The following is an 18158-nucleotide window of genomic DNA, read 5'->3' on the forward strand; positions in this document are numbered from 1 at the left end:
CCGAGCGGAGCCGGCCGGCATGACCCAGGCGAAGTCCCCACCACCGGGCGGGTCCGACCCGGGCCGGTCCCGGATGGGCCCCACCCGGATTTCGACACTGGTCGTGGCCGCGCTGGCCGCGGCGGCGGTGGCCTGGCTGCTGATCAGCAGCCTCTACTACAAGGGCGTCCCCCGGTTGCCCTGGCTGCCGGTGGTGACGCTGGCCGGGCTCGCCGTGCTCGAGGGGTACGCCGCGATCAACACTCGGGGCCGGATCGAACGCAAACCCGGCCGGGACGCGGTCGATCCACTGCTGGTTGCCCGCCTCGTGGTGCTGGCCAAGGCGTCGGCGCTGGCCGGGGCCATCTTCGCCGGCTTCTACGCGGGGCTCACCGGCTGGCTGTTCCTGGAGACCACCCGCGCGGCCCTGGACGACCGACCGGCCGCGGGCGGGGGTCTGCTCGCCTCGCTGGCTCTGGTCGGTGCCGCGCTGTGGCTGGAGCGCTCCTGCCGGGTGCCGGAACGCCCGGACGACGAACACGAGCAGGACCCACGGGAGAGCCGCCCCGGCCAGCGCTGAGCAGGGGGTTACGCCCGGCTCCGAGCGCGGGTACGGTGCCTGCGATCGGAGAGCAAGGGCCGCCCAGGGTCCGTCCGCGCGCCGGACCGGGACGGCCGGCCACTGGGGAGGCTGCGTGATGGGTTACGAAGAAGCGGGCCGGGACCGCTCGGCCGAGCCCTCGTCCGGGGTGCCGGCCGCCGTTCTGGAGAACGTCTTCGACGACCCCACCCACGGTGATCCCGGCCGGGATCGAATCGGCGTTCAGGTGAGCTGGGAGCTTGCGCTGCTGGCCGCGGTGGCGGCGGTCGGCTGGCTGCTCTGGCAGGAGGACCAGACCGCCCTGCGCGCCGACAACCTGCGCACGCTCCTCGTCGACGCGGTCGGACTGGGGCTGCTCGCCCTGGCCGCCGGGCTCAGCCTGCGGACGGCGGCACCGAACCTGGCCGTCGGACCGGTCGCGGTCGCCACCGCCCTGCACTACGCCGAGCAGGGTGATCGGGGCCTGCCCGCGTCGGTCGGCCCGGCCGTGGCCGTCGCCGCGCTGGGCGGGCTCGCGCTGGCGCTGGCCGTGGTGGTGCTGCACGTGCCGGGCTGGGCTGCCAGCCTGGCCGGCGCCGCCGGCGTGGTGGTGTTCATCGAACGCCGCTCGGCGCCCGTGCTGGTGCAGGGCGACTACGACCCGGGGCGCAGCGCCGGATACCTGTTCGCCGGCTTCGCGGCGGTGGCCGCTCTCGGCGGGTTGTTCGGCGCGATCCGGGCGATCCGCCGGCTGGTCGGCAGGTACCGGCCGATCGCCGACCCGGCTCGACGGCGGGGCGCGGTGGCCGCCGTGGTCACCGCGGTCGCGCTGGTCTGCTCCACCGTGCTGGCCGCCCTCGCCGGTGTCCTGGTCGCCGCCAACCATTCCGGGTCGGTCGCGGAGCCCGGATCGGTCGCACCCACCTCGGGGCTGGACTGGACGGTCCTGGCGATCGGGGTGGCCCTGCTCGCCGGCACCAGCGCGTACGGGCGGCGCGGCGGTGTGTTCGGCACCGTGCTGGCGGTCAGCCTGGTCACCGTCTTCCAGGCGTACGCGCCGGAGCGTGGTTGGACGCTGAGCACCTGGGCGGTGGGTGGCGCCGCACTCGGCGTCGGATTGCTGGTCACCCGGCTGGTCGAGACGTTCGGTCGGCCCCGACCGGACAACACCGAACCACCCGAACCGGTCACCGACGGCGCGATCAGCACGGGTTGGACCATGCCGCAGTCACAGTCGGTGGGCAACTGGCCGCCGACGCTGCCGACTCCGGCCGCGCCGCAACCGGTCGATCCGTGGCGGGATCCGCGCTGGGAGGACAGCCCGCGTCGGTGGGACGCCGACGAGCGGTGATCACCGTGGCGTCCGCCGAGCCGGAGCTGATCTCGACCGTTAGGCTCGGCGACATGACCGACACACCTGCCGCCACCCCCGGCGGAACCTCGTTCGCCGAGCTCGACGCGCTGTCCACCGAGGAGCTGCGGGAGCGGGCGTTCGCCCTGGCCCGGGAGCGTCGCGACGTCAGGTTCTACTGGTCGGTGCTGCGGCGCCTGCCGAACGCGGACGAGGCCACGGTGCTGGACGGCGCACCGAACTCGATCGGCCCGACCATCGACGAGGCGAACGCGCTGTGGCGGGAGCTGACCGGTCACGGTTACGAGGAGTCCGCGCCGCTGCTGCGGGCCGCCTTCATCGACTACCTGCTGAAGCACTGAACCGCTCGGGGCAGCCCAGGTCCGCCCGGACGACGGGTGCGGGGCCTGGGCGGATGGCGTCGCTCTTCCACCGCTCCGGTCCGGTCAGCCGCTACGGCACGGCCGCCGGCACCGGCGCGCTTGCCGTGTTGTTGCTGGTCGGGATCTGTGGCAGTCCGGCGTACACCCGTTGGGCCGCGACCCAGACCGACCCGGAGTCGGCCGGCGCCTTCTATCTGCGTCTGCTGGCGTGGCCGGCCTGGCGGCTCGACGCGGACGGGCAGGCCGGGGGCCTGTTCGCCGCCGACCTGCGGGCCGTGCTGCTGGTGGTCCTCGCGGTCGCCCTGCTCTACCTGTTGCCCGCCGCGCAGGTGGCCCGGGTGCCCGGCTCGGTCAGCCAGTTCCTCTCCGGCTGGGCCGCCTACGTGCTCGCCGGCGGGCTCGCCGCCGTGCTGGCGGCCCTGCTCAGCCCGGATCCGTCGCTGCTGGGTGCCCTGCAGGACGCCAGCACCGGCGCCGGTTACGGCTTCCTGACCGGATGGATCATTGGCACCGCCAGCCTCGGCGGTCGCGCTTGAGCCGGCCCGGCGCGGTCGCGCTTGAGCCGGCCCGGCGCGGTCGCGCCTGAGCCGGCCCGGCGCGGTCGTTCGGGGCGGCCGGGACCGGGACGGCGACGGTGGCAGCCCGGTCGCCGTCCGGTCACTTCGCCGGTCGGCTGAGGTCGAGTAGGCGGTGTCGGCTGAGCGCACCCACCGGTCGGCCGGCGTCGGTCACCACGAGTTGGTCCCGTCCCGAGGTGAGCAGCACCGCCAGCGCGTCGTAGGCGGTGCCGTCCAGTGCCACGGTGGGCAGGTCCGCGGCGGCGTCACCGGGTACGGGCTCCAGCGACTCCCGGTCGAGCGGGGTCACCGCCAGCCGGCGGATGCCCCGGTCGGCCCCGACGAACTCGCGGACGAACGGTGTGGCGGGTGCGCCGAGCAGAGCGGCCGGCGTGTCGTACTGCTCCAGGTGCCCGCCCTCGGAGAGGACCGCGATCCGGTCGCCGAGTCGGACCGCCTCGTCGAGGTCGTGGGTGACCAGGACCGTCGTCTTGCCGACCTCGGCCTGGAGGCGCAGGAACTCCTCCTGCAGCCGGGTACGGACGATCGGGTCGACGGCCGAGAACGGTTCGTCCATCAGCAGCACCACCGGGTCGGCGGCGAGCGCGCGGGCCACCCCGACCCGTTGCCGCTGGCCACCGGAGAGCTCGTGCGGGTAGCGGCCGCCGAACTGGGCCGGGTCCAGGCCGACCAGGTCGAGCAACTCGTCGACCCGGTCCCGGGTCTGGCGCTTGGGCCACCGCAGCAGGCTCGGCACGGTTGCCACGTTGGCCCGGACCGTCTGGTGTGGAAAGAGGCCGACGTTCTGGATCACGTAACCGATGCGGCGGCGCAGCCGCACCGGATCGACGTCGGTGACGTCCTCGTCGCCGAGCGTGATCCGGCCGGCGGTCGGCTCGATCAGGCGGTTGATCATGCGCAGTACCGTCGACTTACCGCAGCCGGACGGGCCGATCAGCACCACCAGCTCGCCGGCCCGGACGTCCAGGCTGAGCTCCCGGACGGCCTCGGTGCCATTCGGGTAGCGCTTCTGGATGCCCTGTAGGGAGATCGACGCCGCGCGAGGGGATCGGGCCGCCTCGGCAGCCTTCGGGGTAACGTCCACGTATGTCCTTCCGCCTGAGCTACCGGGCCGACCCGGGTAACCCCTGGTTCTCCTGGCAGTACGTGCGGGACAACTCTGACACGATCCTCGCCGCCGTGCGTGAACACGCCTCCCTCACCGGGCGGGCGGTGCTGCTCGCGGTGTTGATCGCGCTGCCGTTGTCCGTGTTGGCGTACTGGTTCCGGCCGCTCGCCGGTCCGATCCTGGCGGTCAGCGGGATCGTCTACACCATCCCGTCGTTGGCGCTCTTCGCGTTCGTCGCGCCCTACCTGGGCACCGGGACCACCACCGTACTGGTCGGGCTGGTGCTCTACGCGCTGCTGCTGATCGTGCGCAACGTGGTGGCCGGCCTCAACCAGGTGCCCCCGGAGGTCGGTGAGGCCGCCGAGGGGATGGGGTACGGCCGCTGGGGCCGACTGTTCCGGATCGACCTGCCGCTGGCGCTTCCGGGCATCGTGACCGGGGTACGACTGGCGACCGTCTCGACGGTGGCGTTGGTCACAGTCGGCGTGCTCGTCGGGCATGGCGGCCTCGGCCAGTTGATCTTCGCGGGCTTCCAGAACAACCTCTACAAGGCCGAGATCATGACCGCCGCGCTGCTCTGCGTGGCCCTCGCGCTCGTGCTCGACCTCCTGCTCGTCCTGGTCGCCCGGCTGGTGACCCCCTGGTCCGCCCGGAGGGCACGGTGACCGTCGCGGCAAATCCGATCGGCCAGGCGATCACCTGGATCAACGACCCACTCAACTGGACCAACCCCGGCGGGATGCTGGACCGGCTCGGTGAGCACCTGACGATCTCGGCCCTGGCGGTGGCCCTCGGCTGCCTGGTGGCCTGGCCGCTGGGGCTCTGGCTGGGGCACCTCGGCCGGGGCGGTGGCCTGGTGGTGCTGGTGTCCAACGCCACCCTGGCCATCCCCACCCTGGCGCTGCTCACCATCCTGCCGGTGGTCTTCGACAGCGGCTTCGGGCAGACCCCGGTCGTGGTGGCGCTCGCCGTCTTCGCCGTGCCGCCGCTGCTGGCCAACGCGTACACCGGGGTGCGGCAGGTGGACCCGGAGGCCCGCGACGCGGCCCGGGGGATGGGCCTGTCCGGCGGGCAGTTGCTGCGCCGCGTCGAGTTGCCGCTCGCGGTGCCCTACCTGGCCGCCGGCTTCCGGACCGCCGCGGTCCAGGTGATCGCGACCGCCGCGCTTGCCTCGTTCGTCAACGGCGGCGGCCTCGGCCAGATCATCCGAACCGGCTTCGGCATCGGTATCGCCGCCGGTGGCGGCCAGATCGTCGCCGGTGGCGTGCTGGTGGCCGGGCTCGCGCTGCTGGCCGAGGTGCTGCTCGGCGGTGTCGAACGCCTGGTCACCCCCCGTCCGCTGCGCCGCGGACGAGAGCGGCTGGCTCGGCCCCGAGCCGCGGACGCCACCGGGCGCGCCTGACCCGACCGGGTGAGCCCCACGTCAGGTCGGCCACCGAAGGTGGTCCGATCGATGACGATGAGGTGACGAAGCCCATCCCAGGTTGTCGGTCGGTTGCGGAGCATGTTGGGTGGACATTCGCGGGCGACCGACAGTCAGGATCGCCCGTCGGACACGCGGCCGGCCCGGGACGGGCCGCGCCGGGACACGGAAGGCGGGCACATGCGCGCACGTACACGTCTGGCGATCGGCGCGATCGGCGCCGTCGCCGGGGCAGCTCTTCTCACCGGCTGCGGTGACGCCGGCTCGTCCGGCACGGACGCACCCCAATCGAGCGCATCCGGCGCCGGATGCGCTCCGGTCGCCGGCAAGCAGCTCATCGCTCTGCAAGATGACAAGAAGCTCCAGAACTCCGACAACGTCATCCCCGCGGTCAACAGCAAGGCGGCCAACCCGCAGCTGCTCGCAGCACTGGACAAGGTCTCCGCCGTGCTCGACACCCCGAAGCTGGTCCAGCTCAACAAGGCAGTCAACGAGGACCGCAAGACCGCCAAGGTGGCGGCCGAGGAGTTCGCCAGCGCCAACAACGTCACCGCCGGCATCGCCAAGGGGCCGGGCGGCGACATCGTGGTGGGGGCCGCCAACTTCGCCGAGAGTCAGATTCTGGGCGAGCTGTACCGGATCGCGCTCACGGCCGCCGGCTACCAGGTCAAGGTGCAGCAGATCGGCAACCGCGAGCTGTACGAGCCGGCGCTGGAGAAGGGTGAGATCCAGGTCGTTCCGGAGTACGCGGCGACCATGGCCGAGTTCCTCAACACCAAGGCCAAGGGCGGCACTCCTCCGCCGATCTCCTCGCCCGACATCAACACCACGGTGACCGCGCTCAAGGCCGAGGGCGACAAGGTGGGCATCACCTTCGGCACCCCGGCCGCCGCGCAGGACCAGAACGCCTTCGCCGTCACCAAGGAGTTCGCCGACAAGTACGGCGTGCGGACCCTGTCCGAGTTCGCCGCCAAGTGCTCCGGCAGCGCGACGGTGCTGGGTGGCCCGCCGGAGTGCGAGCAGCGGGCCTTCTGCAAGCCGGGTCTGGAGAAGACGTACGGGCTGAAGGTCGGCTCGTTCTCCTCCCTGGACCAGGGTGGACCGCTCACCAAGAGCGGTCTGCGGGACGGCACGATCAGCGTGGGCCTGATCTTCTCCTCGGACGGCGCGTTCGCCACCAGCTGAGCCCTCCCCGGCCGTGCTGAGGACGCCCCCGCCCCGACCGGGCGGGGGCGTCCGCGCGTCCCGGGACCCCGTTCCCTCCGGTGAAGCTCGTCGGTAGGCTGCACATCCATGCCAGCCCCGGCCACCTCCGACGCCCGGCGTCGACCATCGCTGCTGACCGTGCTCTTCTGGGCGGGCGTCGCTCTCGCGCCGGTGGCGGCGCTGATCCTGCTGGTCGCCGACGGTAACGGTCCGCTGCGCTTCGCCGCGGTGCTCGCCATCGTCGCGGTGGTGCTGATCGGCCTCTCCATCGCGCTGCGGCCCGACGGTGAGGGAGCGCGAGCCGACGAGCTGTTGGATGAGATCGAGGAGCTTCGGCGGGAGCTGCGGACCGAGATCGCCACCGCCACGCAGCGCGGCAGCCAGGCGCTCGACCAGGCGCACCGGGCGCAGGAGGGGATCGCCGCGGTCCGTCGCCGGCTGGACGCCAGCGGTGCCGCTCTGGCCGGCGCTGCCCCCGTCGGTGCCGCTGCCCCCGTCGGTGCTGCCGCCGTCCCCGTCGCGGAGCCGCCAGGCCCCGGCCGGGCGCGGGTGCCGAGTGTCGAGCCGCCGGTGGACAACGCGGCGGTGGCCCGTAGCCGCGTCCAGGCGCCGGGTGACGTACCGCCGGGCCGGGCCCGAGTGTCCGGGGCGGACGACGCGTCCCGGTGGGGCCGTCCCGCGCACCCGGACGACGACGAGCCCGCCTACCCACGGGAGGCCGCGGAGCCGCGGGCGGCCGCGAGGACGTACGGCGCAGCGCGCCCAGCCGACCCCGGGCACGGGTCGGCCCGCCCCCGGGAGCACGACCGCCCCGAGCCGGCGCACCGGCCGGTCGGCGTGGTCCGGCACACCGAGACCGTGCATGTCACCACCCGGCACACGGTGGTGGACGGCGGGCCGGCCGAGCCGACCGGTCGCTACGACGGCGAGTACCCGGGCCGGTGGACCGCACCGGCGCAGGAGTGGACCCGGGGCGGTGGAACGGACGAGCCTGCTCGCGCGGCCGGCCGACCGAGGGGCGAGGCGGCGGAGCGCCCCCGAGCCGGGTACGGCGACGACCGGCACCCCGGTGACGATCGTGCCCGCCCCGGCGAGCCGGAGTGGACCGGTCCGCGCGACAGGTACGCCCAACCCGACGAGCCCGGCCCGGCCGCCAGGTCGCACCACGCGCCGGAGCGGGCGACCTCGGGGTCCTGGGACAACCCGGACGATCGCGGCTGGTCGGACCAGCCCGATCGGGCGGGTGCGGCCGCTGCCCAGCCCGGGCCGCCGCTGCGGGCCGACGACACGGGCGAGTACTGGTCACAGCTGCGGGCCGGTGACCGGTGGGCCGCCGTCCGCGACGACGAGAACGGCCGCGAGCTGCGGGTCGGCGAACGCCGGGCCGAGGTGCGCGCCGACGCCACCGGCACCGAGTACCGGGTGGCCGACCGCTGGGCCGAGGTCCGCCACGAGGAACCCCGCCAGCACGAGCAACCGCGCCGCCCTGAGGAGTCGCGCCGCCCTGGGCAGCCGCGTCGCTACGACGAGCCGCGCCGCCCGGAGCAGCTGCGTCAGCAGGACGAGCCGCGCCACCCTGAGCAGCCGCGCCACTACGACGAGCCGCGCCGCCCGGAGCAGTTGCGTCAGCAGGACGAGCCGCGCCACTACGGGGAGCCGCGTCGGAGCGAGGAGCGCGAGTCGTACCACCGGGCCGAGCCGGCGGACCGGCCGGCGCTGCCGGTGGGCGGCGTTCCGGTGCCGGACGAGTGGCGCCCGCCGCGCCAGCGCGGCCACCAGGCGGAACCCGCGCCGGAGCGGCCCGGCCGGCGGCGAGTCGACGAGCGCTACGGCTACCCGCCGCAGGACGACGCGCCGCGCGCTGGCGGCACCCCGCCCGGCGATCGCTGGCGCTGACCGCTCAGGCGGCTCGCGTCACTTGTCGATGTCGCCGACCACGAAGAACATCGAACCGAGAATCGCGATCAGATCTGGAACCAGGCAGCCGGGCAGCAGGGTGGCCAGCGCCTGCACGTTCGCGTACGAGGCGGTGCGCAACTTCAACCGCCACGGCGTCTTCTCACCCCGCGACACCAGGTAGTAGCCGTTGATGCCGAGCGGGTTCTCCGTCCACGCGTAGGTGTGCCCCTCCGGCGCCTTGAGCACCTTCGGCAGCCGGGTGTTGATCGGCCCGGTCAGCTGATCCACCCGGTCCAGGCACTGCTCGGCGAGGTCCAGCGACGCGTACACCTGGTCCAGTAGCACCTCGAAGCGGGCGTGGCAGTCCCCGGCGGTCTTGGTGACCACCGGCACGTCCAGCTCGTCGTAGGCCAGGTACGGGTCGTCGCGGCGCAGGTCCAGGTCGAGCCCGGAGGCGCGGGCCACCGGCCCGGACGCCCCGAACGCGGCGGCGTCGGCGGCGGAGAGCACGCCCACGCCCACGGTGCGGGCCAGGAAGATCTCGTTTCGCCGGATCAGGTGGTCCAGGTCGGGCAGCCGCCGGCGTACCTCGCCGATCGCCGCGCGCGCCCGCCCGGTCCACCCGTAGGGCACCTCCTCCTTGAGGCCGCCCACCCGGTTGAACATGTAGTGGATCCGGCCGCCGGAGACCTCCTCCATCACCGCCTGGATGGTCTCCCGTTCCCGGAAGGCGTAGAAGATCGGCGTGATCGCCCCGATCTCCAACGGGTACGAACCGAGGAACATCAGATGGTTGAGCACCCGGTTCAACTCGGCGAGGGCCATCCGCAGCCAGGTGGCCCGCTCCGGCACCTCCATGCCCATCAGGCGTTCCACCGCGAGCACCACACCCAGTTCGTTGGAGAACGCCGAGAGCCAGTCGTGCCTGTTCGCCAGCACGATGATCTGCCGGTAGTCGCGTACCTCGAAGAGCTTCTCCGCGCCCCGGTGCATGTAGCCGATGATCGGTTCGCAGGAGACCACCCGCTCACCGTCGAGCACCAGCTTGAGTCGCAGCACGCCGTGTGTGCTGGGGTGCTGCGGGCCGATGTTCAGCACCATGTCGGTGCCGAGTTGCTGATCACCGGTGCCGGCGATCAGGCCGGCCCCGGTGCCGACGGTCAGTTCACGGAGGTCCCCGGCGTCGGTGGTCATGCCCGTCATCGTGCCACGGCCGGGCCGAGCGGGATGCCGACCGGTTGGCGCAGCCACAGGTGCCCGCCGAGCCCGGCCGGGTCGGTCAGCTCGGCCACCGCCGACGCGGCGGCCAACGCCCGCACGTACCCCGCCGGGTCGGTGCCGGCCAGGCTGAGCGGCGGTCGGCCGCCGTCGGCTCCGAGCGCCCGCAGCGCCTCCCGCTGCGAGACCAGGGAGTACGCACACCGGGCGACCGCCGCACCGGCGGAGGCGACCGAGTCCATGGCGACGTGGGCGGTGACGTCACTCGACCCGTCCGGCACCGGAGGCACCTGCCGCCCAGCCCGGTAACCCGTCAACGTCCCGTGCACCGGCCTGCTGTCCCGCAGGTGTCCGTAGTCGATGGCGACCGCCAGGCCGCGTTCGATCTTGCGTACCGCGCTGGCCCAGGCTTCGTCCCTGGTCCGACCGATCTCTGCGCGGTGGTCGGGGTGGGGGGTTTCCGGGCAGCCCGGCCGGCTCCGGGCGGTCAGGCTTGATCCCTGCGCCGGCCGGGCTGCCCGGGAACCCGACTCGCTTCCGCTTGTCGCGTCCGCCCAGGTCACCGCCAGCCTCGGGTCACTGTCCGCGCTGACTGGGCTCGCGGCGCTGGGCCACCACTTCGTCAGCCACTCAAGATCAGCGGGACTGACCGGGTCACCAGTCGTTTCGGTGCCGCTCTCGGGGTCGACCAGCAGGTATCGCCAGCCGTCCTCGGTCTGTACCGCTATGTCCAGGGGGACGTTGTCCAGCCACTCGGTGGCCAGTAGCACGCCGGTGATCTTGGTTGGGATCTGGGCTGTCCAGCTGATCTCTTCGGGCAAATTCTTCGGGCGGTCGGCGTACTCGACTGCTGTGAAGCGCACGCGTTCCGCGAGCGACGGACGGACCGTGCCGGACGGCGGCTCCTCTCCCAGCGGACGGGCGGACGCCGTGGAAGCCCTCACCGCAACCCCGACGGCCGGTTCCGCTGCGACGAGCCTGAGCAGGCTGTGCAGCAGCTCCCCACGCCCAGCCCCGACGTCGACCACGTCGAGCCGTGGCGGATGGCCGAGTGCGGCGTCCACCTCCGAGATGAGGCGCAGCAGGGCGGTGGCGAAGGCTGGGGAGGCGTGCACGCTGGTGCGGAAGTGGTCGGCCGGCCCGGTGCCGGCGACGAAGAAGCCACCCGGCCCGTAGAGGGCTCGGCTCATCGCATCCTGCCAAGAGGCCGACATCAGTTCACTCCGGGTTCAGGAGGCGTCACGTCACCGTGCCGACCCTACGGCCACCGATGGTGCGACGACTCCCGTCCCCCGCTAGGTCGGCTTCGATGTTCAGGCCCGGAAATAGTGCCCTTCGTCCAGGTCGGCGATCAGTCCGGGGTGGGTGGGGACCCAGCCCAGCAGTTCGCGCGTGATCGCGGCTGACGTCGGGTTGTCCAGCTGCGCGAACGACCCGAGGAAGCCGAAGTAGTCGTTCGCCTCGTCGGGGCCGATGCTCCGGACCGGGAGGTCGAGGTTGCGGCCGATGGCAGCGGCGATCTGCTGGAGGGGGACACCTTCGTCGGCCGCCGCGTGCAGGCGCGTACCGGCCGGGGCCTTGTCGAGTGCGAGCCGGTAGAGCTCGGCCGCGTCGAGCGTGTGCACGGCCGGCCACCGGTTGGTGCCCTCGCCGACGTACGCGGCGTACCCGTGCTGCCGAGCGGCAGCGATGAGAACGGTGATGAAGCCGTAGTGGTCGAGCGGACTGTGCACGGTGGGGGCGAGCCGGACGACGGAGGAGCGCACATCGCGGGAGGCAAGGCCGGCGACGAAGTTCTCGGCGTCGATCCGGTAGCCGCTCGGGAAGGTGTCCCGTTCGGTGCCGGGGCGGCCGACGACGCCGCCCAGCGCGAGCATGGCCGTCCCGCTGGTGCCGATCAGCGGTTTGCCGGAGCCGTCCAAACCGTCGGCGAGCGCCCTGAGCGCGTCCAGGTCGACCTCGGCAGCGCCGGCCATGTCGCCGGTCAGCATCAGGTCGTGGCGGAACGCCAGGTGGATCACCCCGTCGGAGGCGGCCGCCTCCGCACGAAGCAGGTCGAGGTCGGAGAGGTCGCCGCGGCGCACCTCGGCGCCGAGCTTCTCGATCGCGGCGGCGGACGTGTCGGAGCGGGCCAGGCCGACAACGTCGTGTCGGGCGGAGAGTAGCGCCGGTACGACCGCGGAGCCGAGATGGCCGGAGGCGCCTGTGACGAATACGCGCATGGCAGTTCCTTCGTGGGAGGGTGATGTCACCTTGCGACATGACCGTATCTCGTGATGTCGCAAGATGGCATGGCTCGGACGAAAAGAATGTCGCAGTGTGACATCAGATACCATGGCCGGATGGCCCGCTGGCAACCGGACGCGCGCGGCCGCCTGGAGGCGGCCGCCTTCGAGCTGTTCCGTGAGCGCGGCTTCGAGGAGACCACCGTCGCCGACATCGCCACCCGAGCCGGCGTCGACAAGCGCACCTTCTACCGGCTCTTCGGCGACAAGCGCGAGGCGCTCTTCAGCGGCAGCGGGCAGCTGGAGGAGATCCTGGTCAAGGCGGTGGTCGAGACGGACGCAGCCCCCTTCGAGGCGGTCGTCGCCGCCTTCCGCCGGGCGGCGGAGGAGATCTTCGCCGACCGCCTTGAGCTGGTCCGGATGCGTCAATCCATCATTCAGAGCAGTCCCGAGCTGCAGGAGCGCGAGCTGCGCAAGACGGGTGCGCTGGTGGCTGCGGTCAGCGTTGCCCTACGCGCCAAGGGCCTCGACGAGAGCACGGCCACCCTGGCCACCGAGTCGGGTGTCACGGTCTTCCGCGTCGCGTACGCGCGCTGGGTCGCGCCCGACAGCGACGCCTCGCTCGCCGACCTGATCACCGAGGTGGCCACCGAGCTGCGCGCCGTCACGTCCGCCCCAGGGCGGCGTTGACGGAGGCCTTCCGTCAGTGGTGAACGTTTTCACACATGCTTGTCCTGGTTCGGCAGGCCGGGCGCATACTTGCGATCGACCGGTACCCCTCCTCGTGGACTGGATCGTCGTCATGAGCGCACCGCTGCGCCCGCGTCCGGCAGCCCCGCACGGGCTTGCCGCATCGCGGGATCGCGCCGTCATCGGCGCCTCCTCCTCCCGCCTGCTCACCGTCGGCGTCGTTGGCGCCGGTCGGGTCGGAGCCGTCCTGGGCGCCGCACTCGTCGCCGCTGGGCACCGTGTGGTCGCCGTCACCGGCGACTCCGGGGCCAGCCAGGCCCGCCTCGCCCTGCTGCTGCCCGAGGTGCCCCGGCGCCCGGCCGCCGCCGTCGCCCACGCCGCCGCCGACCTGCTGCTGATCGCGGTGCCGGACGACGCGTTGGCCGGTGTGGTGGCCGACCTCGCCGCCCGGGGCGCGCTGCGTCCGGGCCAGATCGTCGCGCACACCTCCGGCGCGCACGGCCTGACCGTGCTGGGGCCGGCCGCCGCGGTCGGCGCCCGTCCGCTCGCTCTGCACCCCGCGATGACCTTCACCGGTACGCCGGACGACCTGGCCCGGCTGGACGGCATCTCGTACGGGGTGACCGCCCCGGCGGAGCTGCGCCCCCTCGCCGCCCGGCTGGTCGCCGACCTGGGCGGCGTGCCTGAGTGGGTGGCCGAGTCGGACCGCCCGCTGTACCACGCCGCGCTGACCCACGGCGCGAACCACCTGGTGACCCTGGTGAACGAGGCGACCGACCGGCTGCGCGACGCCGGGGTGGCCCGACCCGAGAAGGTGCTCGCCCCGCTGCTGCGAGCCGCCCTGGAAAATGCGCTGCGCCTCGGTGACGACGCGTTGACCGGCCCGGTCTCCCGGGGCGACGCGGGCACCGTCCAGCGGCACCTGGCCCGGCTGGCGGCCACCGCACCGGAGTCCGTCCCCGCCTATCTCGCGTTGGCCCGGCGTACCGCCGACCGGGCGATCGCCGCCGGCCGACTGCGGCCGGTGGACGCGCAGTCGCTGCTCGGCGTGCTCGCTGACACCGCCCGGGAGGTGGCCACTGTGAGCGCGAGGAGTGAGCCGATCTTGCGAGCCCCGCAGTCGCGAACCGAGGGGGCGCTGTGAGCGCGAGGAGTGAGCTGATCTTGCGAGCCCCGCAGTCGCGAACCGAGGGGGCGCTGTGAGCGCGAGGAGTGAGCTGATCTTGCGAGCCCCGCAGTCGCGAACCGAGGGGGCACTGTGACACAGCTCGTGCACTCGCGCGCGGAGCTGGCCGAGGCTCGGGCCGCTCTGAAGGGCACGGTCGGGGTCGTGATGACGATGGGCGCCCTGCACTCGGGGCACGAGACGTTGCTGCGCGCGGCCCGGGAACAGGCCGACCACCTGCTGGTGACGATCTTCGTGAACCCGTTGCAGTTCGGGCCGAACGAGGACTTCGACCGCTACCCGCGCACCCTCGACGGCGATCTTGAGGTGTGCCGGCGGGCGGGCGCGGATCTCGTCTTCGCTCCGTCGGTGGCGGACATGTACCCGGACGGCCAGCCCCACGTCCGCCTCGACCCTGGTCCGCTCGGCGCGGAGTTGGAGGGCGCGAGCCGCCCCGGCTTCTTCCACGGGGTGCTCACCGTGGTCCTGAAGTTGCTTCAGCTCACCCGACCCGACCTGACGTTCTTCGGCGAGAAGGACTACCAGCAGCTCACCCTGGTCCGGCGGATGACCCGGGACCTGGACGTGCCGGTCGAGGTGGTCGGCGTGCCGACCGTCCGGGAGCCGGACGGGTTGGCGCTGTCCAGCCGCAACCGCTACCTGAGCGAGTCGGAACGGGCCGCGGCGCTGAGCCTGTCCGCCGCGTTGCGGGCCGGTGCGCGGGCCGCCGAGGACGGCCTGGACGCGGGTGCGGTGCTGACCGCCGCGCACACCGCGTTCGGTGCCGGTACGCCGGGTGCCCGCCTCGACTACCTGGTGCTCACCGACCCCGAATTGGAGCCGGGGCCGGTCGCCGGGCCGGCGCGGCTGGTGATCGCCGCCTGGGTGGGCGCGACCCGCCTGATCGACAACGCGGCGATCCACCTCGCCCCCCGCCCCTGACCGGGCCGCACCACCCTCCACCACTTCGTGAAAGGCCACCCCGATGCTGCGGACCATGCTCAAGTCGAAGATCCACCGGGCCACGGTGACCCAGGCCGACCTGCACTACGTCGGTTCGGTGACGGTGGACGAGGACCTGCTCGACGCCGCCGACCTGCTCCCCGGCGAGCAGGTGGCGATCGTCGACATCACCAACGGCGCACGGCTGGAGACGTACGTGATTCCCGGCGTGCGGGGCAGCGGAGTGATCGGCATCAACGGTGCCGCCGCGCACCTGGTGCACCCCGGTGACCTGGTCATCCTGATCTCGTACGCCCAGATGGACAACGCCGAGGCCCGCTCGTACCGCCCACGGGTGGTGCACGTGGACGCCGACAACCGGGTTCTCGAGTTGGGTGCCGACCCGGCCGCGGTGGCGCCCGGCACGGCCGGCCACCCGGTGCCCAGCCCGTTGGCCGTGTCCGGAGTCTGATCCCGCGCGAGGCGATTCCGGTCTGTTACCGGAAGGTCATTTCCGGTTACCCTTGGCCCGCTGGCGGAAGCCGGTCGGTGGCTGGGGGAGGCCGCTATGCGCAGTGCCAGGACGACCGTGTTCGCCGCTGCCGTGACGGCGGTGCTGCTCGCTGGGTGTGCCGGGTCGGGTGACCTGGACGGTGACTTGACCGACGACTGGGCGGCGCTGCCGCCGGCGACGGCGTTCACCCCGGCCGCCGGTGTCTGCCAGGCCGCCGACTTCACCGATGTGGTCACCCTGGCCGCCTACGAGCCGGTGGACTGCGCCGGCCCGCACCGGCTGGAAACGGTGCATGTGGGAGCGTTTCCGGTCGAGCGGGCGAGTGCGCCGGCGGGTGGTTCGGCGGAGTTGCGGGGCGCCTTCACCGAGTGCGACACCCGGGCGACGGGGTACGTGGGCGACGACTGGCGGGCCGGCCGGCTGCGGTTGTCGGTGGCGTTGCCCTCGGGGCCGGGCTGGGCGTCCGGTTCCCGGTGGTTCCGGTGTGACCTGACCGAGCTGACCACGGTCGAGGCCGCGGCCACCGTCGTGGTCCGGTCGGGCAGCCTGCGGGACGCGTTGAAGGGGCCTGCCGGGCTGCGCCTCGGTTGCCAGCAGACCCGCACCGCGGCCGGTGCGGGGGTGCGCACGCTGATTCCGGTGGAGTGCGCGCAACGGCACGACGCCGAGTTCGTCGGGGTGTGGCGCGCGCCGGAGATGCCGTACCCGACCCGGGACGCCGACTGGGAACCGCTCTACACCGGCTGCCGCAGCGTCCTCGGCCGGTACGTGGGTGTGCCGGACGACGTCGACCTGCGCTTTCGCAGCGGGTTGGTGGTCCGTCCGCCGGGTGCGGGGCGCTGGCGGGTCGGCGACCGAGGCGTCCGCTGCTACCTGTGGCTCAGCGACCGTACGGTGACCGCCTCGCTGAAGGGCACCGGCCCGGCCGGCCTTCCGGTCCGGACGAAGTGACCACCGGCTGACGGCCGGCCCGGCGCCGGACGGGGTAGCCCAAAACACTCGTCCCGCCCCCGCCGCCCCGAGCGAGGACGGTTCGGGTTGACTGGGGGGATGGACCTTCCGACCGTCGACCTGCCGGCCCTGCCCGCGTTGCTGGCCGCGCCCGCGCCCGGCTGGGTGGAGACCACCGACGTGATCGTGGTGGGTTCCGGGGTGGCCGGGTTGACCGCGGCGCTGCACCTGCGGGAGGCGGGCCTGCACGTCACGGTGGTCACCAAGGTCAACATCGACGACGGCTCGACGCGGTGGGCACAGGGCGGCATCGCCGCCGTGCTCGACCCGACGGACACCCCCGCGGCGCACGCCCGCGACACCCAGGTCGCCGGGGTCGGGCTCTGCGACCCGGCGGCGGTGCGGGTGCTGGTCGAGGAGGGTCCGGCCCGGCTGCGGGAGCTGATGCGCATCGGCGCCGAGTTCGATCGCCATCCGGACGGATCGTTGATGTTGACCCGCGAGGGCGGCCACCGGGCGGACCGGATCGTGCACGCCGGCGGTGACGCCACCGGCGCGGAGGTGCAGCGGGCGCTGCACGCGGCGGTGCAGCGCGACCCGTGGATCCGACTTGTCGAACACGCCCTGGTCCTGGATCTGCTGCGAGCGCCGGGCGACGGCCCGGACGGGCTCGGCCCGGCCAGCGGGATCACCCTGCACGTGCTCGGTGAGGGCAGCGAGGACGGCGTCGGCGCGCTGCTGGCCCGCGCGGTGGTGCTCGCCACCGGCGGGATGGGGCAGATCTTCGCGGCCACCACCAACCCGGCGGTCTCCACCGGTGACGGGGTCGCGCTCGCGATGCGGGCCGGCGCGGCGGTGACCGACGTGGAGTTCGTCCAGTTCCACCCGACCGCCCTGATCACCCCGCCCGGCGCGGGAGTGCCCGGTGCCGGGCACGCGCAGCAGCCGCTGGTCTCCGAGGCGCTGCGCGGTGAGGGCGCCTACCTGGTGGACGCCGACGGCAAGCGGTTCATGGTGGGTCAGCACGAGTTGGCCGAACTGGCACCCCGGGACGTGGTGGCCAAGGGCATCCACCGGGTGCTGCTGGCCACCGGCGACGACCACGTCTTCCTCGACGCACGGCACCTGGGCGGCGACTTCCTGGCCGGTAGGTTCCCCACCATCGTGGCGTCCTGCCTGGCGATCGGCGTGGACCCGGCGACCGACCTGATCCCGGTGGCGCCGGCGGCCCACTACGCCTCCGGCGGCGTCCGGACCGACCTGCGCGGCCGCACCTCCATCCCGGGCCTGTACGCCTGCGGCGAGGTGGCCTGCACGGGTGTGCACGGCGCGAACCGGTTGGCCAGCAACTCGCTGTTGGAGGGTCTGGTCTTCTCCCGACGGATCGCCGAGGACATCGCGGCGGGCCTGCCCGAGCAGGTTCAGCCGGCCGACACCGGCGCCTGGCGCGGAGGCGCGGGCTGGGTGCTGCCCGCGGCGGCGACGCCGACCCTGCAACGGGCGATGACCCGGGGTGCCGGGGTGCTCCGATCCGCGGCGACGCTGGCGGGGACCGCCGGAACGCTGCGGGAGTTGGGCGTTGCCCGGGGCCGGCCCCGGACCGCCGACTGGGAGGCGACCAACCTGCTCACGGTGGCGTCGACGCTGGTGGCCGCCGCGTACGCGCGTGGCGAGACCCGGGGTTGCCACTGGCGGGAGGACTTCCCGACGGCCGACGAACGGTGGCTGGGTCACCTGGTCGGGTCGGTCGGGGCGGAGGGCCGGGTGGGCCAACAGTGGGAGGGGAACTCACAGTGAGCGCGAGGAGTGAGCCGGTGTTGCGAGCCCCGCAGTCGCGAACCGAGACGGCCCAGTGAGCGCGAGGAGTGAGCCGGTGTTGCGAGCCCCGCAGTCGCGAACCGAGACGGCCCAGTGAGCGCGAGGAGTGAGCCGGTGTTGCGAGCCCC

General features: G+C 73.3%; 17 protein-coding genes and 1 pseudogene. 14 read left to right on the top strand and 4 right to left on the bottom strand.

What is annotated here, in order from left to right; genetic code table 11:
• Nucleotides 1-19 precede the first annotated feature (19 nt).
• The 4 genes from ACFYPM_RS05855 (at nt 20) to ACFYPM_RS05870 (ending at nt 2829) form a co-directional block, all read left to right on the top strand.
• Entirely contained in the window at nt 20-559 is a 540-nt protein-coding gene (locus ACFYPM_RS05855) for a DUF3180 domain-containing protein (RefSeq protein ID WP_387191696.1), read from the top strand.
• Between the two features lie 118 nt (nt 560-677).
• Nucleotides 678-1910: an ABC transporter permease gene (locus ACFYPM_RS05860; RefSeq protein ID WP_387191698.1), complete on the top strand. Its 1233-nt coding sequence runs from the start codon at nt 678-680 to the stop codon at nt 1908-1910.
• A 53-nt stretch (nt 1911-1963) separates the two neighbouring features.
• A complete protein-coding gene (locus tag ACFYPM_RS05865; RefSeq protein ID WP_387191700.1) occupies nt 1964-2272 on the top strand; it encodes a hypothetical protein in 309 nt (102 codons plus the stop codon).
• A 53-nt stretch (nt 2273-2325) separates the two neighbouring features.
• The gene (locus tag ACFYPM_RS05870; RefSeq protein ID WP_387191702.1) at nt 2326-2829 is read left to right on the top strand and encodes a hypothetical protein; all 504 of its coding nucleotides are present in this window, start codon (nt 2326-2328) and stop codon (nt 2827-2829) included.
• 121 nt (nt 2830-2950) lie between these two features.
• Here ACFYPM_RS05870 and ACFYPM_RS05875 read toward each other — a convergent pair whose 3' ends face one another.
• Nucleotides 2951-3955, bottom strand: coding sequence for an ABC transporter ATP-binding protein (locus ACFYPM_RS05875; protein ID WP_387191704.1), 1005 nt, complete (start codon nt 3953-3955; stop codon nt 2951-2953).
• A 2-nt stretch (nt 3956-3957) separates the two neighbouring features.
• Here ACFYPM_RS05875 and ACFYPM_RS05880 point away from each other — a divergent pair, with 2 nt between their 5' ends.
• The 4 genes from ACFYPM_RS05880 to ACFYPM_RS05895 all read left to right on the top strand — a co-directional run bounded on the left by ACFYPM_RS05880 (nt 3958) and on the right by ACFYPM_RS05895 (nt 8504).
• A complete protein-coding gene (locus ACFYPM_RS05880) occupies nt 3958-4644 on the top strand; it encodes an ABC transporter permease (protein ID WP_357252846.1) in 687 nt (228 codons plus the stop codon).
• On the top strand, nt 4641-5381 hold the full coding sequence (locus tag ACFYPM_RS05885) for an ABC transporter permease (RefSeq protein WP_387191706.1): 741 nt from the start codon (nt 4641-4643) through the stop codon (nt 5379-5381). Before ACFYPM_RS05880 ends, ACFYPM_RS05885 begins: the two co-directional genes overlap by 4 nt.
• A gap of 201 nt (nt 5382-5582) precedes the next feature.
• Nucleotides 5583-6587 (top strand): glycine betaine ABC transporter substrate-binding protein, encoded by a 1005-nt coding sequence (locus tag ACFYPM_RS05890; protein ID WP_387191708.1) that lies wholly within the window; start codon nt 5583-5585, stop codon nt 6585-6587.
• A 108-nt stretch (nt 6588-6695) separates the two neighbouring features.
• Nucleotides 6696-8504 (top strand): hypothetical protein, encoded by a 1809-nt coding sequence (locus ACFYPM_RS05895; RefSeq protein WP_387191710.1) that lies wholly within the window; start codon nt 6696-6698, stop codon nt 8502-8504.
• A gap of 18 nt (nt 8505-8522) precedes the next feature.
• Here ACFYPM_RS05895 and ACFYPM_RS05900 read toward each other — a convergent pair whose 3' ends face one another.
• From ACFYPM_RS05900 to ACFYPM_RS05910, 3 genes are all read right to left on the bottom strand, one after another.
• Nucleotides 8523-9710: an NADH-quinone oxidoreductase subunit D gene (locus ACFYPM_RS05900; RefSeq protein WP_357252834.1), complete on the bottom strand. Its 1188-nt coding sequence runs from the start codon at nt 9708-9710 to the stop codon at nt 8523-8525.
• Nucleotides 9707-10939: an SAM-dependent methyltransferase gene (locus ACFYPM_RS05905; RefSeq protein ID WP_387191713.1), complete on the bottom strand. Its 1233-nt coding sequence runs from the start codon at nt 10937-10939 to the stop codon at nt 9707-9709. Before ACFYPM_RS05905 ends, ACFYPM_RS05900 begins: the two co-directional genes overlap by 4 nt.
• A gap of 99 nt (nt 10940-11038) precedes the next feature.
• A complete protein-coding gene (locus ACFYPM_RS05910; protein ID WP_387191715.1) occupies nt 11039-11947 on the bottom strand; it encodes an SDR family oxidoreductase in 909 nt (302 codons plus the stop codon).
• 120 nt (nt 11948-12067) lie between these two features.
• Here ACFYPM_RS05910 and ACFYPM_RS05915 point away from each other — a divergent pair, with 120 nt between their 5' ends.
• From ACFYPM_RS05915 to ACFYPM_RS05940, 6 genes and pseudogenes are all read left to right on the top strand, one after another.
• Nucleotides 12068-12640, top strand: a complete 573-nt coding sequence (locus tag ACFYPM_RS05915) for a TetR family transcriptional regulator (RefSeq protein ID WP_387191717.1) — start codon at nt 12068-12070, stop codon at nt 12638-12640.
• A 112-nt stretch (nt 12641-12752) separates the two neighbouring features.
• Nucleotides 12753-13718, top strand: a pseudogene (locus tag ACFYPM_RS05920) (Rossmann-like and DUF2520 domain-containing protein); the annotation flags it as partial.
• Between the two features lie 180 nt (nt 13719-13898).
• The gene (gene panC, locus ACFYPM_RS05925; protein WP_387191719.1) at nt 13899-14747 is read left to right on the top strand and encodes a pantoate--beta-alanine ligase; all 849 of its coding nucleotides are present in this window, start codon (nt 13899-13901) and stop codon (nt 14745-14747) included.
• A gap of 43 nt (nt 14748-14790) precedes the next feature.
• Nucleotides 14791-15219, top strand: a complete 429-nt coding sequence (gene panD / locus ACFYPM_RS05930) for an aspartate 1-decarboxylase (protein WP_357252815.1) — start codon at nt 14791-14793, stop codon at nt 15217-15219.
• 96 nt (nt 15220-15315) lie between these two features.
• Complete coding sequence (locus tag ACFYPM_RS05935) at nt 15316-16212, top strand: septum formation family protein (protein ID WP_387191722.1); 897 nt, start codon at nt 15316-15318, stop codon at nt 16210-16212.
• A 99-nt stretch (nt 16213-16311) separates the two neighbouring features.
• Nucleotides 16312-18009: an L-aspartate oxidase gene (locus tag ACFYPM_RS05940; protein WP_387191724.1), complete on the top strand. Its 1698-nt coding sequence runs from the start codon at nt 16312-16314 to the stop codon at nt 18007-18009.
• Nucleotides 18010-18158 lie beyond the last annotated feature (149 nt).

Source organism: Micromonospora sp. NPDC005203 (assembly GCF_042872705.1).
Lineage (GTDB): Bacteria > Actinomycetota > Actinomycetes > Mycobacteriales > Micromonosporaceae > Micromonospora.

What these genes read in the sequence shown, in the direction of transcription:
- ACFYPM_RS05855 (WP_387191696.1), top strand. Translation starts at nt 20, where the DNA reads ATGACCCAGGCGAAGTCCCCACCACCGGGCGGGTCCGACCCGGGCCGG.
- ACFYPM_RS05860 (WP_387191698.1), top strand. Translation starts at nt 678, where the DNA reads ATGGGTTACGAAGAAGCGGGCCGGGACCGCTCGGCCGAGCCCTCGTCC.
- ACFYPM_RS05865 (WP_387191700.1), top strand. Translation starts at nt 1,964, where the DNA reads ATGACCGACACACCTGCCGCCACCCCCGGCGGAACCTCGTTCGCCGAG.
- ACFYPM_RS05870 (WP_387191702.1), top strand. Translation starts at nt 2,326, where the DNA reads ATGGCGTCGCTCTTCCACCGCTCCGGTCCGGTCAGCCGCTACGGCACG.
- ACFYPM_RS05880 (WP_357252846.1), top strand. Translation starts at nt 3,958, where the DNA reads ATGTCCTTCCGCCTGAGCTACCGGGCCGACCCGGGTAACCCCTGGTTC.
- ACFYPM_RS05890 (WP_387191708.1), top strand. Translation starts at nt 5,583, where the DNA reads ATGCGCGCACGTACACGTCTGGCGATCGGCGCGATCGGCGCCGTCGCC.
- ACFYPM_RS05895 (WP_387191710.1), top strand. Translation starts at nt 6,696, where the DNA reads ATGCCAGCCCCGGCCACCTCCGACGCCCGGCGTCGACCATCGCTGCTG.
- ACFYPM_RS05900 (WP_357252834.1), bottom strand. Translation starts at nt 9,710, where the DNA reads ATGACGGGCATGACCACCGACGCCGGGGACCTCCGTGAACTGACCGTC.
- ACFYPM_RS05905 (WP_387191713.1), bottom strand. Translation starts at nt 10,939, where the DNA reads ATGTCGGCCTCTTGGCAGGATGCGATGAGCCGAGCCCTCTACGGGCCG.
- ACFYPM_RS05910 (WP_387191715.1), bottom strand. Translation starts at nt 11,947, where the DNA reads ATGCGCGTATTCGTCACAGGCGCCTCCGGCCATCTCGGCTCCGCGGTC.
- ACFYPM_RS05915 (WP_387191717.1), top strand. Translation starts at nt 12,068, where the DNA reads ATGGCCCGCTGGCAACCGGACGCGCGCGGCCGCCTGGAGGCGGCCGCC.
- panD (WP_357252815.1), top strand. Translation starts at nt 14,791, where the DNA reads ATGCTGCGGACCATGCTCAAGTCGAAGATCCACCGGGCCACGGTGACC.
- ACFYPM_RS05935 (WP_387191722.1), top strand. Translation starts at nt 15,316, where the DNA reads ATGCGCAGTGCCAGGACGACCGTGTTCGCCGCTGCCGTGACGGCGGTG.
- ACFYPM_RS05940 (WP_387191724.1), top strand. Translation starts at nt 16,312, where the DNA reads ATGGACCTTCCGACCGTCGACCTGCCGGCCCTGCCCGCGTTGCTGGCC.